Below are 14,765 nucleotides of genomic sequence, written 5' to 3' on the forward strand. Positions count from 1 at the left end.
TCGGCCGCGACGGGATGCTGGCCGGCCCGAACTTCGAGCTGCTCGAGGCGGCGGCCGCCCGCTTCCCCCACCTCGCCATCCAGGCCTCGGGCGGGGTCTCGTCGCTCGACGACCTTCGCCGGCTCCGAACCGCCGGAGCGATCGTCGGCAAGGCGCTCTGGGAAGGCCGCATCGACTTGTCGGAGGCGATAAGTGCCTGCGCGTAGGATCATCCCCTGCCTCGACGTCAAGGACGGCCGCGTGGTGAAGGGCGTGCAGTTCCGCCAGCATCGCGACGTTGGCGACATCGTCGAGCACGCGCTCCGCTACCGCGAGGAAGGCGCCGACGAGCTCGTCTTCTACGACATCAGCGCAAGCGCGGAGCGCCGCAGCCTGGACACCGAGTGGGTGCGCCGCATCGCCCGCGTCATCGACATCCCCTTTGCAGTCGCCGGCGGCGTCCGCACCCGCGACCAGGCCGCCGCCTGCCTCGATGCCGGCGCCGACAAGGTTTCGATCAACTCCCCAGCGATCGAGCGGCCGGCGCTGATCGAAGAGCTCGCCCGCGATTTCGGCAGCCAGTGCGTCGTGCTCGGCGTCGACAGCTATGAGGCTAACGGCGACTACCGCGTGAAGCAATATACCGGCTCCCCCGAGGCAACCCGCGACACCGGCCGCCGAACGCTCGATTGGGTGCGCGAGGCCACCGGGCGCGGCGCTGGCGAGATCGTGCTCAACTGCATGCGCCGCGACGGCGTCCGCACCGGCTACGACCTCGACCATACCGCCGCCGTCGTCGAGGCCGCGCCCGTGCCCGTAATCGCGTCCGGCGGTGCAGGCGCACCTGAGCATTTCCGCGACGCGTTCGCCGCCGGTGCCAGCGGCGCGCTTGCCGCCACCGTCTTCCACGACCGCATCCTCTCAATCCCCGACCTCAAGGAGTATCTGGCCCGATGCGGGATCGAAATGCGCCGCTGACCGAGGCGGATATCGCCGGCCTCGCCTGGGACAAGATGGGCGGGCTCCTCCCTGCCGCGGCCCAGGACGCGGCCACGGGCGAGCTGCTCATGCTCGGCTACATGGACCGGGAGGCGCTCGCCGCGACCTTAAGCACCGGCTTCGCCACCTTCTTCAGCCGCTCGAAGGGCCGCCTCTGGCAGAAGGGCGAGACCAGCGGCAACCGCCTCCGCGTCACTTCGGTGCACGAGGATTGCGACGCCGATGCCCTGCTGGTGCGCGCCGACCCGGAAGGCCCCATTTGCCACCTAGGCACCCGGAGCTGCTTCGGCGGGGAGGGGGAGGGCCCGGGCTGGCTCGCTCAGCTGTCGCGCGTGATCGTGGACCGCGCCGCGGCCGGCGGCGAGACGAGCTACACCGCGCGCCTGCTCGCGGAGGGGCCCGAGCGAATTGCGCAGAAGATCGGCGAGGAAGGCGTCGAAGTCGCGCTCGCCACGGTCACTCGCGATGCCGCGGGCTGCGCCGAGGAGGTCGCGGACCTCCTCTATCACATCGCGGTGCTGATGCAGGCGAAGGGCTTCGGCTGGACGGACGTGATCCGCGTCCTCCGCACCCGCCACGGGGCCTAGGCAACAAACCGGCTAAACCTGCGCCACTCCGTTCGGGCTGAGCCTGTCGAAGCCCTGCCCTTCTCTTCAGGGTAAAAGAGAAAGGGCAGTCCTTCGACAAGCTCAGGACGAGCGGACGAGTGGATCAGACGCGCATCGCCTCCAGCGCCGCCTCGTAAAGCGCCCGCGTCGCCGCCGCGATCACCTTGCCTTCGGAGAAGTCCGCGCCGCCCTTCCAGTCGCCGATCGCGCCGCCTGCCGTCCGCACGACCGGGATCAGCGCGTTGTAATCGTGCGGCTTCAGCCCCGCCTCGATGACGAGGTCGAGCGATCCCGCCGCAAGCCGCGCATAGCCATAGCCGTCATGGCCGTAACGGGTGGTGCGCACCCGCTCCCGGATGCGCTCGAATGCGTCGGCCTCGGCGCCTCGGAAGAGGTAGGGATCGGTGGTCGAAAGCCGCGCCTGTTTCAGGCTCGAGCACCCGCTGCCGCGAAGCTCCGCCTCGTTCCCCCGGCCGCGGAAAAGGCTTCCCCCGGGGAAGCCCACATAGCGCTCGTCGAGGCACGGCGCGTCGATGATCCCGAGCACCGGCTCGCCTTCGTCGAGCAGAGCGATCAGGGTCACCCAGGTCGGCAATCCGCAGATGAAGGAGCGCGTGCCGTCCACCGGATCGAGGCTCCACGAATACCGCCCCCGCGTCGGCCGGTCCGGAAACTCCTCCCCGCTTATCCCATGCTCCGGATATTCCGTTTCGATGAGCCCCCGCATCACCCGCTCCGCCTCCCGGTCCGCGTCGGTGACGGGATCGAACTCGCCGCCTCCCTTGTCGTCCGCCGCGGCCCCGTTCACCCACCGCGGCAGCGTCTCGAGCCGCGCGGCGTCGGCGAGCCGCTGCGCGAAGGTGATAAGGTCGTGCATCATGGGGCCAGTAACGGTGCGACCGGCCGGGGGAAATAGGGGAGTAAGGAGGCTCAGCCAAACAAGTAGCCTAACCCCGCACCTGCCTCACCATCCGCTTGCGTTCGCGCTCGTCGGCATAGGCCCAACGGACTGGGTCCACGCCCTGTGGCGCGGGTGGGGTGGGGCTAGCCGGGGGAGGGGGGTCGTGGTCACTTGGCTTTGAGCCGATCAGCCAGTCCGGCATCCGCTCCGAGCCGGCGAGCCAGATGAAGGGCTGGTCCGCGCCCGCCGCCGCGACGAAGCGGCCGCTCGTCCGGCATTTCGAGGCCTTGCAGCGCGCCTTGCGGTCGATCAGGCTCCATGCCCGCCCCCTCAGCATCGCAAGCGCCTCCAGATCCACGTCGTAGACGCGCTTGCACGCGGGGCAGGCGAACCGAACCGCCGCCTCCGCCTCGATCATCTCGCCGAGCGTCCGCGCCCACACCGGCCAGATCCGCTGCGCCGCAAGCGCCTCCCGCTGCTCGGCTTTCCACCGGTCGTTCCGCGATTTCGCCATCGGGCCATATGGAACGAAAAAGGAACATTGCAAAATAGGATTTCGTCTGGCCTATGGTCCGGATGAAGCCTGTCCCGTGCCCATCCGAAGCATTTTGTTCGCCGGTGCGCAGGAGCGGCGCCCGCATGCGGTGCCGCCTTGGAGGGGACACCCCCCGCGATTCCATGTGACAGTCGTGCCATTCGTGCCATTCGCTACGCCGGCGCGCTGCGCTCCCCCGCGGGCCGTTCCGGCGCCGTCAGACCTCGGTCAGCACGCCCTTATAGTCCGGATCCTCGAGCGTCCGGCCGGAGCCGAGGGCGACGCAGTTGAGCGGATATTCCGCAACCGTCACCGACAGGCCGGTGGCGGCCGAAAGCGCCTCATCGAGCCTGGAGAGCAAGGCCCCGCCGCCGGTCAGAACGATCCCCTGGTCGATGATGTCGGCGGCAAGCTCGGGCGCGGTGCTTTCGAGCGCGGTGCGGACGGTGCCGATGATCTGGCTCACGGCCTCGTGAATGGCGTCGGCGACCTCGGCCTGGCTGATGATGACCTCCTTGGGCATCCCTTCAGCAAGGTGCCGCCCGCGGACGTGCATCGAGATTCCTTCTTCGGTGGGTGGAAGCGCGCTCCCAAGCTCGTGCTTGATCCGCTCGGCCGTCGTCTCGCCGATGACCAGATTGTGCCTGCGCCGGACGGACGCGGCGATCGCGTCGTCCATCTTGTCGCCGCCGACGCGCACCGAGGAGCTGTAGGCAAGGCCGCGCAGCGACAGCACGGCGACTTCGGTGGTGCCTCCGCCGATGTCGACGACCATTGCTCCGACGGGGTCGATCACCGGCAGGCCGGCGCCGATCGCCGCCGCCATCGGTTCCTCGATCAGCCACACCCGCGAGGCTCCGGCGTTGGTCGCCGCGTCCCTGATCGCGCGCCGCTCGACCGAGGTCGAGCCGGACGGGACGCAAAGCACGATCTCCGGGAAGCGGGGGAGGCGCGAGGGGCCGCCATTCGCCTTCTGGATGAAGTGCTTGATCATCTGCTCGGCGACTTCGATGTCCGCGATCACGCCGTCGCGGAGCGGGCGGATCGTGCGGATACTGTCCGGCGTCTTGCCCATCATCAGCTTGGCGTCCCGGCCGACCGCCTTCACCCGCTGGATGCCGTTCACGGTCTCGATCGCCACCACCGACGGCTCGTTGAGGACGATCCCCTTGCCGCGCACGTAGACGACCGTGTTCACCGTCCCGAGGTCGATCGCCATGTCGTGGGAGGGAAACCTGAAGAGGCGGGAGAAGAGCATGCGGATCCAGGATTGCGGGCGAGGCGGAGCGAGCGGCCCGCATCCTCGCGCGTTCGGGTGGGAAGGAAGTCCGGGTGCAGTGTGGCAGCCGCCGGGAAGGATCAAGCCCAAAGTGCCGCGATCGGGCCCGCCCGAGCCGCCGTTCCGCTTAAGCGGGCGATCCGGCTCGGCAACGATGGTAAGGAGCGCCCATGAACTTCGATGATCAGCTGAGCCGCTATTTCGGCACGTCCGACATCTCCGCCGTCACCCCGGCGGCGCTTGAAGCGGGCGTGGAGCGGATGCGGGTCGATTTCGGCCTTGAGACCGACCGCGGCCGCCGCTTCGCGCTCTGGGTGCTCCTCTACACGCTCGGCGCCGCGCCTGACCTCGAAGCCTTTGAAGACCCTGCCGACCGCGACGCCGCACGCAACTTCATGGACCTGGCCGACGAAGCGGGAGCGGGCGATTGCTAGCTGCTGCGGCTCCCCGGGAGCGCCGGCGGCTTTTCCCTCAGCCAGCCGGTGACGCTATAGCGCCGATAGGGCACGAAAGGAGCGACGAAGCTGACGCTGTGCGGCTGCGGGACGGCGAAGATGTTGAGCGTATTGAAGCGTGGTACGAAGCTTTCCTCCACCCAGCCGGACCGGTCGGTGAAGGTAAGCAATCCGCCCCAATCCGCCCTCCACTCCGATGCCAGGCTGAAGACGTAGGCGGCCAGCCGGTTCTTTCCCGCCACCTCGTCGTCGTGGCTCGTCAGGAAATGGTTCGGCCCGTAGGCGGTTGCCTGGGCGTCGGCGAAGCCGATCGAGCTCTGGCCCGTCACCCGGCGGAAGAAATCGAGGCAGTCCGGAGAGGACAAGAAGCGCGCGAACTGCGCCAGCAGGCTGCCGTCTTCGCACCTTTCGCCCTCGCTGTCGGGCACGCGCACCGTCTCGTAGCGAAACTGGAACCCTTGCCGGGCGCTCTTGTAGATGCCGGTGTCGAGATCGGCGGCCATTTGCGGCGTCAGCGCCGCCTGCGCCGTGCGGTCGAGCTCGAAGAGGCGGTCCCCCTGGTTGAAGACCAGCCGCCAGTCCTGCCGCTCGCGAAGATGCGCCAGCAGACGCTCGGCCGAGCGCTTGTGCAGAAAGGATGGAATGTGGATCCGCCGCCGCCGGCTGAACTCTCGGGACAGGCTTTCAGGGTCCAGAGCCGGATTGAGAGCGAAGTCTTCGGTCAACACCATGGCCGATTATGACGACGGTTCCGGAGGGTCAACCAGCCTGCTTCCCGGACCGGCGGGCGCATGCCATAGCCTCCTCCAACCTGCGGAGGCCATGAAGTTGACGCGCACTCAAACCCCGCTTTTCGAGCTGAACCCGGAGCTTCGGCGCAGCGATCTCGCCGCCAGCTTCGCGGCGCATGGCCGGCTTCAGGTAAGGGACGTCCTGACCGAGCCGACCGCGAGGACGATCCACCGGATCCTCGAGAGGGAAACGCCGTGGGGGCTCGCCTGGCAGGCGGCCGGCGACGGACCGCACAACATCCGGAGCGAGCGGCTGAGGGCGCTGGCGCCGCAGGAGAGGCAGGCGATCGGGGCCAAGATCGGCGCAGCGATGGGGGGCAGCGACTACGCATTCGCCTACAGCCAGTATCCGATGCTCGACGCCTATCTCCAGAAATGGTCGGAAGGCAGCCCGCAGGATCTTCTGCTCGAGCATATCAACGACGCGCCCTTCCTCGATTTCATCCGGCAGGTGACGGGGATACCGGAACTCATCAAGGCGGACGCGCAGGCGACGCTCTATGGCCCGACGCAGTTCCTGTCCGTGCACGACGACAGCGACGCGGCGGAGGGGCGGCGGGTGGCCTACGTCCTCAATTTCTGCGCGGTCGATTGGAGGCCCGACTGGGGCGGCTATCTCAACTTCTTCGACGAGGGTGGCGACGTGATCGCCGGCTTCGCGCCCCGGTTCAACGCGCTCAACCTGTTCCGCGTGCCGCAGAGGCACAATGTCGGCTACGTCCCGCCGTTCGCGCCGGCAGCACGGTTCGCGATCACCGGCTGGTTCAGGGATCGATGACGGTGAGCCCGCCTCCCGGCTCAGCGAACGCGCTCCACTCCAATGGCGATCTGGCCCTGCACGTTCGCGAGGTAGGAGCCCATGGTCGCCCGCCTGATCTTGATGCTGTCTCCGACGCGCGGGGTCCTCGACAGCTCCCGAGTGTCGATCTGCGCCCAGCGGGCGCCGTCTTCCAGCTCGAATATCCATTTCCCATAGGGGTTCCGGCTGATCCTGCGGATCTTGCTCTCGATCTGCGAGATGCCTTCGGCGCCCGGGGTGTCGTCTCCGAACACCGAAAGATTGGGCAGCGTGAGCCCGAACAGCTTGCGCCGCGTCGACCGGATTTCCTCCCGTTCCACGATCACCACCGCGCCGCTTGCCTGCGCCGCCTCGAGCGCCGCCGTCTCCCGGTCGAAACAGGCAAGCCGGGCGGCCGCCTCGGCGATCGACCGGCACTCGGCCAGTTTCGTCAATGCTGCGGACCGGCGGGGCTGCGCAGCGGAGGCCGCGAAGCCTTGAGCGGCAATGACCGCGGCAATGAGGATGGCCAATCTCATTCTTCCGCCTCTTCCTGCAGGAGACCCCAACCGGTCTAAACAGCGCTTTACCGATGCACAAGCGCATCTATTTGTTGCTGATTTGCTACAGGAGGATTCAAATATCCTCTTCGGCTCAGGATCGTTCGCGAAGCAGCAAAACTCCGTGTATCGAGCAGGTTCGGCGTGGTCTCCTACTGCGCCGCAAGAGAGACAAATGTCGTGGGGTGCGATGCTGTCGGGGACCTGGTCCCAAGGAGCGCATCGGCACTTGTCAATAAAAGGGGATGAAAATGGCTAGAAACGTACGGCAGAGGCTGCTTGCCTCGACCTTTATCGCAGGGGCTGCCGCCATGGCTGCTCCGGCCTACGCGCAAGCGTCGGACCAGGACACCAAAGAGAATGCGGTTCAGGCGACGGCTGACCCGGATAGCGGCGAAGGCACCGAATCGATCGTGGTCACCGGCTCGCGCATCCGGCGGATCGACCTTACCTCATCGAGCCCCGTTGCAGTCGTTCAGGATGAGGAATTCAAGCTCTCCGGGACGGTCAACGTCGAGCAGGTGATCAACACCCTGCCTCAGGTTCTTCCGGGAACGACGGCCTTTTCGAACAATCCGGGCGGCGGCTTTGCGACCCTCGATCTCCGCGGCCTCGGCTCGTTTCGTACGCTCGTCATCGTCAACGGGCGTCGCTACATGTTCTTCGACACCTCCCAGCGCGTCGACTTGAACACGATCCCGGCCTTCCTTTTGGACGGCGTCGATGTCGTGACGGGCGGCGCCTCTGCCGTGTACGGCTCCGACGCGATCGCCGGCGTGGTGAATTTCCGCCTTCGGCAAGACCTTCAGGGCATCGAAGCCGGCACCACCTACAGCATCACCGACCGCGGCGACACGCCTCGGTTCAATGCCCATATCGCGATCGGCACCGCCTTTGCTGACGGCCGCGGCCACGTCACGGCTTATGCGGAATATTACGACCGGGACGCCACGTTCGCGGGCAAGCGCGCATTCTCGCGCCAGGTCTACAACGCGACCCTCGGCACCGCCACCACTCCCGAGACGCGCGGAGTGTTGTATCTGGGTGGAAACACCACCACGCCGCAGGGCCGTTTCCAGGTAGCGGCAACGCAGACGGTCGGCGCCGGCAACAACCTTCCGGCAGTAACTCTGAACCTCGGCGCCGGGACTAACTTCGGCACCGCCAACGGCGCCACCTTCCTGACGCCGAATGACGGCTCGATCCCCTATACCTCGGCGAACGCCTACAACTTCTATCCGGACAACCTGCTGGTTGTGCCGCAGGAGCGCTGGGCCCTTGGCTCCTACGGAGAGTATGAAGTCTCCAAGGGGATCACCGGGTACATGGAGGTGAGCTTCGTCAATAACCGCGTGCAGAACGAACTGGCGCCGACGCCGGTCACCGGGACGTTCGGTATCAGGACGAACAACCCGTTCGTCACTGACGCGGATCGCGCTGCGCTTGCTCAGATCGATGCCAACGAAGCGGCCATCGAGCAGGCCCGCTTCGCGCGTGCGACGGCCGCGGGAAAAGCGAGCTTCACGTCCACGACGTCGAACGTCGTCAAGAACCCGGACGGCACCACCACGATCACGGCGAACCAGATCGCCCAGATCTCGGTCAACCGCCGCGTCAACGACATCAACGCGCGTAATGCGCTCAATGAACGGAACGCGTTCCGGGTGCTCGCCGGCGTGAAAGGCGATCTGACGAGCAATTTCACGTACGACGCATATTATTTCTATGCTCGGACGCGGAACACGATCTTCCAGCGTGGCAATATCTCGCGCTCCGCCTTCGCGGCGGGCTTGCTCGGGACCGCGGCGAATGGCGGCACGCTCGACATCTTCGGTCCGGGGACGATCTCAGCCGCTTCCGCGGCTGCGATCTCGATCAACTCGACCAACCTCGATTCGTCCTCGCTGCAGGTTGCATCCGCAAGCGTCAGCGGCAGGCTCTTCAACCTGGGTCTCGGTGCCGAAGACATCGGTCTTGCAGCCGGTGTCGAGTGGAGGTCTCAATCCTCCTCTTACAATCCGGATACCGCACTTTCCTCCGGGGACGTGATCGGCTTCAACGGCGGCCAGCCGACGAAGGGCTCCTATAACGTGAAGGAAGTGTTCGGCGAGCTTCGCGTTCCGATCATCGCCGATCGGCCTTTCTTCAACCGCCTGGAGATCAACGGCGCCGCCCGCTATTCGGACTATTCGCTTGTCGGCGTCGGGAACACCTTCACCTGGGCGGCCGGCGCTGAATGGGCACCCATTCAGGACATCCGCTTCCGGGCTCAGTACCAGCGGGCGGTCCGTGCACCGAACGTCGGCGAATTGTTCGGGGGTCAGTCGCAGGGCTTCCCCTCGGCGACCGATCCTTGCGGCGCTTCTTCGCCGGTCGCGGGCCGTACGGCGACCGTTCGCAGCCTCTGCGAAGCCACCGGTGTTCCCGCGGCGAACGTCTTCCAGACGATCGTTCAGTCGAACACCCAGCTGGAAGGCCGCTTCGGCGGCAACCCGAACCTCGGCGAGGAAACCTCCGACACCTACACGATCGGGGCCGTGCTGAGGCCAAGGTTCATCCCCGGCCTCAACATCACCGCCGACTATTTCAACATCACGGTGGACGATTATATTTCCACTCTCGGCGGCGGTCTGAACAACACTCTGAACCTCTGCTACAACGTCATCCAGGATGTGAATTCGATCTACTGCCAGGCGGTCTCGGCCGCCCAAGGGGCACGTAACCCGATTTCCGGCGCCATCGGCGGGCAGTTCCTGCCGAACATCCTGAACGCCAACGTGGGTGCGCTGAAGACGTCCGGTGTCGACGTTCAGGTGGATTACACCACCCGGCTCGGCTTCGGGATGATGAGCGATGAATCGCGCATCAACTTCTTCTTTCTTGGAACCTGGACGGAGAAGAACGACCTCACGCCGGTCGCGGACCTGCCGACCATCGTGAACCGGTGCGCGGGCTATTTCGGAACCACCTGCGGCAATCCGCAGCCGAAATACAAGTTCACCTCGCGCCTGTCCTGGATCGACGGCCCCGTGACGGTCTCTGCCCGCGGGCGTTACATCGGCCGCACGAAGGACGATCGCATCATCCTGCAGGCTCGCGATCCGGCCGTGATCGCGGTTCCGATCCTGAAGCCGAAGTTCTACACGGATCTCAGCTTCTCCTACGACGTGAGCGACCAGTTCACGTTCGCGATGGGGGTCAACAACCTGTTCGACGTGCAGCCGAAGATCCTGCCGGACGAGCGCGATCAGCAGTCGGGAACCTATCCCTCGGTCTACGATGTCCTCGGCAGGGACTTCTTCGTGAGCGCGAGGTTCCGGTTCTAATTCGAAGTCCCTCAAGGACGATTGGGGCGGCGGGTCATCCCGCCGCCCCTTTTTTTTTGGCGTCAGGGGTGCCCGCGGCAAACCATGTCGAAAGCGACCGTAAGCCGCTCGCCTGCTGCGAAGGGCCTCGTCCCATGGAAGAAGTAGCTGGGAAACAGAGCCAGTCTCCCGATGCGCGGCTCTATCGTGGCGACCGGGGACACGGCCGCCGAGAGCTCCGGCGGCGCGCCTCCGATCTCGAGCCACCCATCCCGGTCCCGGGCGTCACCGGTCGCATCCGGAAGGGCGATATAGCAGGCCGAGCTCAGCACCCCCTCCGGGTGGACGTGGCTGACGTGGAATCCTCCTCCGAGGAGCCGTACCGACCAGGATCCGCCGAACGACAGATCAGAATCCCGATGCCGCAGGAGCGGATGGGCCAGGTCGGCCGGAGGTAGAGCTTCACAATAACGCTCCACGGCGGCGATGATGCTCCGGCGGAGGTCCGCAAGTTCAGGCTCGGTGCGCCAGAACAGACGCCCCCGCGTCTGCGTTCCGCCTCTGAGCGACTGAGCGATCGGATGTGCACGAGCCTTATGCAATCTGCGAAGCAGCTCTGCCACGTCGAGAAGCCGTGCTTCGTCCAGGCCGAGATCCTGCGTGCCATAAAGCCCTTCCTGGCCCGACAGCCAGTCGGAGCGCGGGTCGTCCAACAGCCGCCAGACCGCGCCAAGGTAGGCCCATGCCTCCACCGAAGACGAGTCGGCCTCCACCGCCTTTTCGAGATAGGATGCCGCTTGAGCGGCATCCCCGGTCCGCAAGCGATGGACGCCCCGCGCCAGGAAGGCGCTCTCCCCGACGGCCCCAAAGAGCTTCGAGGCCAGTTCCAGCTCTCCGGATTTGCTGGCCAGGATTGCTTCGATGAGCTGCAGTTCCGCATCCTGGACCAGCCGCGGCCTGGCAGCCCTCAGCGCATCCAGCGCAGCCGGTGCTTCCCCACCCGCCGCGAGCATCTTCCAATAGGATAGGCGAAGGGATCGATTGTCGGGGCTCGACTGGAGCGACATACGATAATGGTCTGCGAAATCGCGCCCGTCGCCGGCCTCCGAACGCATCCTCGCAAGCTGCTCGTGGCCGGTCACCCAGTCAGGGTGTCGCTCGACTGCCTCGGCCAAGAGGCGCAGGCCGCCATCGTCTCCCTCGGCCTCAAGGGCCTCGGCCAGCCCCAGGATCAGCTCGAGGTCGTCCGGACGATGGGTCAAAGCGGCGCGGTAGTGAAGGGGCGCATCGCTATCGCCCTGCTCCAGCGCCACACGCGCTCTCCCGTGCAAGGCGGTGGCATGGTTCGGCGCCAGCTGGAGCGCGCGCTCATATGCCTGCCGAGCCTCGCCAAGTCGCTCAAGCTCCCGAAGGACGGCAGCCCGCGCCGTGTGCACGTTCGCTCGCCCCGGGTCTTGGCGCGCAGCAAGGTCGATCTCGGCCAAAGCATGCTGCCGGCGCCCGAGCCGCTGGAGAGCCAACGCCTTGCCAAGCCGCGCGTTGGCGAATTGCGGCGCAGTGTTCAGGGCGCGATTGAAATGCGCAAGAGCGGGCTCGAATTCTCCCAGCTGCACGAGGAGATTGCCGAAATTCGTGTTGATCTCCGGATCGATAGGATTCAGCGCCAACGCTCTTGCGAATGCCTTGCGTGATGCTTCCCACTGCTCCGACTTCTTCTCGACGAGCGCCAGAAGGTGCCAGACCGCCGGATGATCCTGGATCAGCCGCGCCACCGCCTGGAGGTCGCTCCGCGCCTGCTCCAGGCGCCCGGCGACGAACGCCTGCTCGGCCCGCGCGAACAGAAGGTTCGGATCCGGCTGTGCCACTACAGGGCCATCTCCGAAAATTGTCGGTTCAAGGGAATTCCCGGCTCTCCTGCTCGAAGCGCTGAACGACTACCCAATGCCTTCGACGCGGTGGCAGCCCCGGCACCGAAGAAGCCGGGATGGCACGGGTGGAACGCTTTGGAAATCCAGTGGCGGAGCGGGAGGGAGCCACACCGCAGGCCGGAAACCTTTGATAGCAATGAGATATTATATGCCACTCTGATACCGATGCCCCCACGGGTGCCCCCAACTAAGGGCGTCTTGCGGGGGTCCGCTCCCTGCCTGGAAAGCGACGCTACTAAGGTAATCCCGATCGACCGCGTCGGCAATTGCTTTGCTACCAGTTTCTCAGGGTTGGCCCGGAGCTGAACGGGAGAGGGTTGGTGCTCCATATTGGATCGACTTAGGCGTCCGCTGATGGCCGTTAGCGGAACGTCTGCTTTCAAAAAGAAATGGCGCGAAGCGGACGCCGACAGACGGCCTGCGGTATCATCAACGGCAACGTCCGTTGCGGCTAATGTAACGAGCGCGAACTTAACACAGCGGCCGTTGAGGGCGATGTGCACCATCATGAGGTTCGAAAGGAAAGCCCAAAGATAGCTTCTGCCTGAGCAGTGTCTGCGCGCTGGCCGTCGCAATTTGGCTGAATGCCTGGTGCACGCTTCGGATCGCGTTCGGTACTTCGAGAACAGCCACGGGTTCGCCGGCTACGTAGGCCGAGACGACCTTAGCCGTAAGGATAGTAAGGTAGTGACGATGAACGGGTAGCCAACTGCTGTGTAGAGAGCTTCGATAGGGTTCGTCCTCCGACGCCTCCTCAATCTGGATCAATGCAGCGGCCGCTCTGCCAAGGATCCCCTGCCATGGCTCTTGCAGCAACGCATCACGCAACCGGCGGCACATAAACAAGGCACTCTTGGGGGTAAGGCCAAGTTCGCTGCTAAGATGCTCAGCGGTGATGGGACCATCAGCAAGCCCTAAAAGCGAGATTGCGTATAGCCACTTCCCTGCTGGTATGTGGGAGCCTTGAAGGATTGAGCCTGTGGTGACGGAAAAATTTTTCCGACATATTGCGCATTTCCACCGGTTCCGGGGACGCCTGATCTCGCCGGCCGGTGGATCCCGATAGGCGTAGGTGATCTGGTAAACCTTATTGATGCTTGCACAGTCCGGCTGGGGACAACTTACTCCGTGCGGCCATCTCAGGCGTTCCAATGCCAGTTGTGCAGATGCCTCGTCCCGAAGCCAAAGCGCTATTTCGGGGATGCGGCCGTGCTTCATCTCTGCGGACTTGCAGCTAGATGGATATTCAGAACATCTTCCGGAGCAGCATCACAACCACACCCACTATCAAAGCGACGGAAACATACCCAGCGGCAGCGCTTAGCTTTTCCACAAGGGTCATGTGACGCCGATAGATCGGCCGCGCGGGCTCAAGTTTATCGTGCTGGGGCAACCTTCGCCCTCTCTATCTTGAGGTATTCCATCTTTCGCTCCACCCATGATTGACGGCCGGTCCAGCTTCACCTCGGAATGCAGGGTCGCGCCCTAAAGAGTCAATCGAAGTCCGAACCGGCCGCTCCCTGGTGGGAGCCTCACAACGATTGCATCCCGGATAACTCTTCAACGTTGAAAGAACTATCGTGTTTCCACATGCTTAGCATCAGCACCGACAACTTACGCGCGACTGCAACCCTCGCCTTTCTCACGCCGATCCGCGCTGAGAGCGAATGGCCCCATTCCTGGATAGAACTCGTTTTTTTCGGGTCATCAATAGAGCATTGGCAGCTTGCACAAGGTTGGTGCGAGTGAGTTTGTTTCCCATTTTGGTGATCCTCAGCATTCGCTTGGTGCTACCCGACTGGTGAAGGCGGGGTGTCAAGCCGAGGTAGGCCGCCACGTCGGTTGAACGAGAGAAGCGCCACGGATCCTCCACCGCGCTATAGAAGGACAGCGCGCAGATCGGACCAACGCCAGGTATCTCCAGAAAGCGACTGCACACAGGATGGGACCTGGCGGCTTTTAGGAGCCACGCATCAGTTTGCTTCAAGTGTGTCCGGAGGCCTTCCGCGATCTCCACCAAAGGCAAAACCTCATCTGACAGGTCTACTCCCTCGCTCAGCTCTATCTGAGCTATCGCGGCTTCCGCGCGAGATCGAATACGCGTGGTGTCAGTCCGAGGCCATTGTCCGCCGTTCAAACGAATGAGACTACGCATGAACCCTTCGGCGGCCATCCTGTGCTGGATCAGCTTGTATCGGAGGCGCAATCGCGTTCGAATGCATTGGCAATCGAGACCCTTCAGGTGCACTTCCCCAAGAGCACCTCCCGAGAGGCGAGCGATGTCCGCCAAGCCCCTTGCGTCGTTGATGTCACTCTTATTGCGTCGTATCCTTAATAGGCGCTGAGCCTTGATGGACTCTAGGACTACTACCCGATAGCCGATCTGTCGCAGCTTTCGAGTAAGGTACGTAGAACAACCGGCTTCAAGGGCAACTTGCTCCACCGCCTCCCGCGGAACCGCAGCCAAAGCCGCTGCTACGTCAGCGGGCTTAGCGGAGCACTCGCTCTCGCAAACTATATTTCCGTGAGCATCCACTATGCAAAGGTTTGCGCTAGCCACGCCAGCGTCAACTCCGACCCAGTAACTAGCAGCTTGCACCGCAGCCATCGATCGCCGCTCCAAGTGAGAGCCTGCTTCATCTTCGAG

Annotated in this window: 14 protein-coding genes; 6 read left to right on the plus strand and 8 right to left on the minus strand. The window is 64.6% G+C overall.

Annotated features, from left to right (window positions below):
- The 3 genes from VF662_RS06465 to hisIE form a co-directional block, all read left to right on the plus strand.
- The coding region (locus VF662_RS06465) for a HisA/HisF-related TIM barrel protein (RefSeq protein ID WP_464138997.1) at window positions 1-206 on the plus strand (206 nt) is incomplete at its 5' end.
- Window positions 193-957, plus strand: coding sequence for an imidazole glycerol phosphate synthase subunit HisF (gene hisF, locus VF662_RS06470; protein WP_464139000.1), 765 nt, complete (start codon window positions 193-195; stop codon window positions 955-957). The genes VF662_RS06465 and hisF, both read left to right, overlap by 14 nt.
- Window positions 933-1,565 carry a bifunctional phosphoribosyl-AMP cyclohydrolase/phosphoribosyl-ATP diphosphatase HisIE gene (hisIE, locus tag VF662_RS06475; RefSeq protein ID WP_464139002.1) on the plus strand — a complete coding sequence of 211 codons (633 nt, stop codon included), beginning with the start codon at window positions 933-935 and terminating at the stop codon, window positions 1,563-1,565. The genes hisF and hisIE overlap by 25 nt, the downstream gene beginning before the upstream one ends.
- Window positions 1,566-1,689: 124 nt before the next feature.
- On the opposite strand, the gene VF662_RS06480 is transcribed toward hisIE, so the two are convergent.
- From VF662_RS06480 to VF662_RS06490, 3 genes are all read right to left on the minus strand, one after another.
- The gene (locus VF662_RS06480) at window positions 1,690-2,466 is read right to left on the minus strand and encodes an inositol monophosphatase family protein (protein WP_464139005.1); all 777 of its coding nucleotides are present in this window, start codon (window positions 2,464-2,466) and stop codon (window positions 1,690-1,692) included.
- A 67-nt stretch (window positions 2,467-2,533) separates the two neighbouring features.
- Entirely contained in the window at window positions 2,534-3,001 is a 468-nt protein-coding gene (locus VF662_RS06485; protein ID WP_464139009.1) for a hypothetical protein, read from the minus strand.
- A 238-nt stretch (window positions 3,002-3,239) separates the two neighbouring features.
- Window positions 3,240-4,280, minus strand: a complete 1,041-nt coding sequence (locus VF662_RS06490) for a rod shape-determining protein (RefSeq protein WP_464139012.1) — start codon at window positions 4,278-4,280, stop codon at window positions 3,240-3,242.
- Between the two features lie 191 nt (window positions 4,281-4,471).
- On the opposite strand from VF662_RS06490, the gene VF662_RS06495 reads away from it, so the two are divergent.
- Entirely contained in the window at window positions 4,472-4,735 is a 264-nt protein-coding gene (locus VF662_RS06495; RefSeq protein ID WP_464139014.1) for a hypothetical protein, read from the plus strand.
- Here VF662_RS06495 and VF662_RS06500 read toward each other — a convergent pair.
- Window positions 4,732-5,487: a 2OG-Fe(II) oxygenase gene (locus VF662_RS06500; protein ID WP_464139017.1), complete on the minus strand. Its 756-nt coding sequence runs from the start codon at window positions 5,485-5,487 to the stop codon at window positions 4,732-4,734. The genes VF662_RS06495 and VF662_RS06500 overlap by 4 nt on opposite strands.
- Before the next feature lie 91 nt (window positions 5,488-5,578).
- Between VF662_RS06500 and VF662_RS06505 the strand changes: the two genes are divergently transcribed.
- Window positions 5,579-6,325 (plus strand): 2OG-Fe(II) oxygenase, encoded by a 747-nt coding sequence (locus VF662_RS06505; RefSeq protein WP_464139020.1) that lies wholly within the window; start codon window positions 5,579-5,581, stop codon window positions 6,323-6,325.
- Between the two features lie 20 nt (window positions 6,326-6,345).
- Here the strand turns inward: VF662_RS06505 and VF662_RS06510 are convergent, their stop codons facing one another.
- Complete coding sequence (locus VF662_RS06510) at window positions 6,346-6,864, minus strand: hypothetical protein (RefSeq protein ID WP_464139023.1); 519 nt, start codon at window positions 6,862-6,864, stop codon at window positions 6,346-6,348.
- Window positions 6,865-7,136: 272 nt separating this feature from the next.
- Between VF662_RS06510 and VF662_RS06515 the strand changes: the two genes are divergently transcribed.
- Window positions 7,137-10,211, plus strand: coding sequence for a TonB-dependent receptor domain-containing protein (locus VF662_RS06515; RefSeq protein ID WP_464139025.1), 3,075 nt, complete (start codon window positions 7,137-7,139; stop codon window positions 10,209-10,211).
- 62 nt (window positions 10,212-10,273) lie between these two features.
- Here the strand turns inward: VF662_RS06515 and VF662_RS06520 are convergent, their stop codons facing one another.
- From VF662_RS06520 to VF662_RS06530, 3 genes are all read right to left on the minus strand, one after another.
- Window positions 10,274-12,055, minus strand: a complete 1,782-nt coding sequence (locus VF662_RS06520) for a tetratricopeptide repeat protein (protein WP_464139027.1) — start codon at window positions 12,053-12,055, stop codon at window positions 10,274-10,276.
- A gap of 534 nt (window positions 12,056-12,589) precedes the next feature.
- Window positions 12,590-13,336 carry a transposase gene (locus VF662_RS06525; protein ID WP_464139030.1) on the minus strand — a complete coding sequence of 249 codons (747 nt, stop codon included), beginning with the start codon at window positions 13,334-13,336 and terminating at the stop codon, window positions 12,590-12,592.
- 424 nt (window positions 13,337-13,760) lie between these two features.
- Window positions 13,761-14,726: an IS110 family RNA-guided transposase gene (locus VF662_RS06530; RefSeq protein ID WP_464139033.1), complete on the minus strand. Its 966-nt coding sequence runs from the start codon at window positions 14,724-14,726 to the stop codon at window positions 13,761-13,763.
- Window positions 14,727-14,765 lie beyond the last annotated feature (39 nt).

The sequence above is a fragment of the Allosphingosinicella sp. genome (assembly GCF_036387215.1).
Classification (GTDB): domain Bacteria; phylum Pseudomonadota; class Alphaproteobacteria; order Sphingomonadales; family Sphingomonadaceae; genus Allosphingosinicella.

Coding starts and splice junctions, on each gene's coding strand:
- VF662_RS06495 (WP_464139014.1), top strand. CDS start 4,472: ATGAACTTCGATGATCAGCTGAGCCGCTATTTCGGCACGTCCGACATC.
- VF662_RS06500 (WP_464139017.1), bottom strand. CDS start 5,487: ATGGTGTTGACCGAAGACTTCGCTCTCAATCCGGCTCTGGACCCTGAA.
- VF662_RS06485 (WP_464139009.1), bottom strand. CDS start 3,001: ATGGCGAAATCGCGGAACGACCGGTGGAAAGCCGAGCAGCGGGAGGCG.
- VF662_RS06530 (WP_464139033.1), bottom strand. CDS start 14,726: ATGGCTGCGGTGCAAGCTGCTAGTTACTGGGTCGGAGTTGACGCTGGC.
- VF662_RS06490 (WP_464139012.1), bottom strand. CDS start 4,280: ATGCTCTTCTCCCGCCTCTTCAGGTTTCCCTCCCACGACATGGCGATC.
- hisIE (WP_464139002.1), top strand. CDS start 933: ATGCGGGATCGAAATGCGCCGCTGACCGAGGCGGATATCGCCGGCCTC.
- VF662_RS06510 (WP_464139023.1), bottom strand. CDS start 6,864: ATGAGATTGGCCATCCTCATTGCCGCGGTCATTGCCGCTCAAGGCTTC.
- VF662_RS06525 (WP_464139030.1), bottom strand. CDS start 13,336: ATGAAGCACGGCCGCATCCCCGAAATAGCGCTTTGGCTTCGGGACGAG.
- VF662_RS06515 (WP_464139025.1), top strand. CDS start 7,137: ATGGCTAGAAACGTACGGCAGAGGCTGCTTGCCTCGACCTTTATCGCA.
- VF662_RS06505 (WP_464139020.1), top strand. CDS start 5,579: ATGAAGTTGACGCGCACTCAAACCCCGCTTTTCGAGCTGAACCCGGAG.
- VF662_RS06480 (WP_464139005.1), bottom strand. CDS start 2,466: ATGATGCACGACCTTATCACCTTCGCGCAGCGGCTCGCCGACGCCGCG.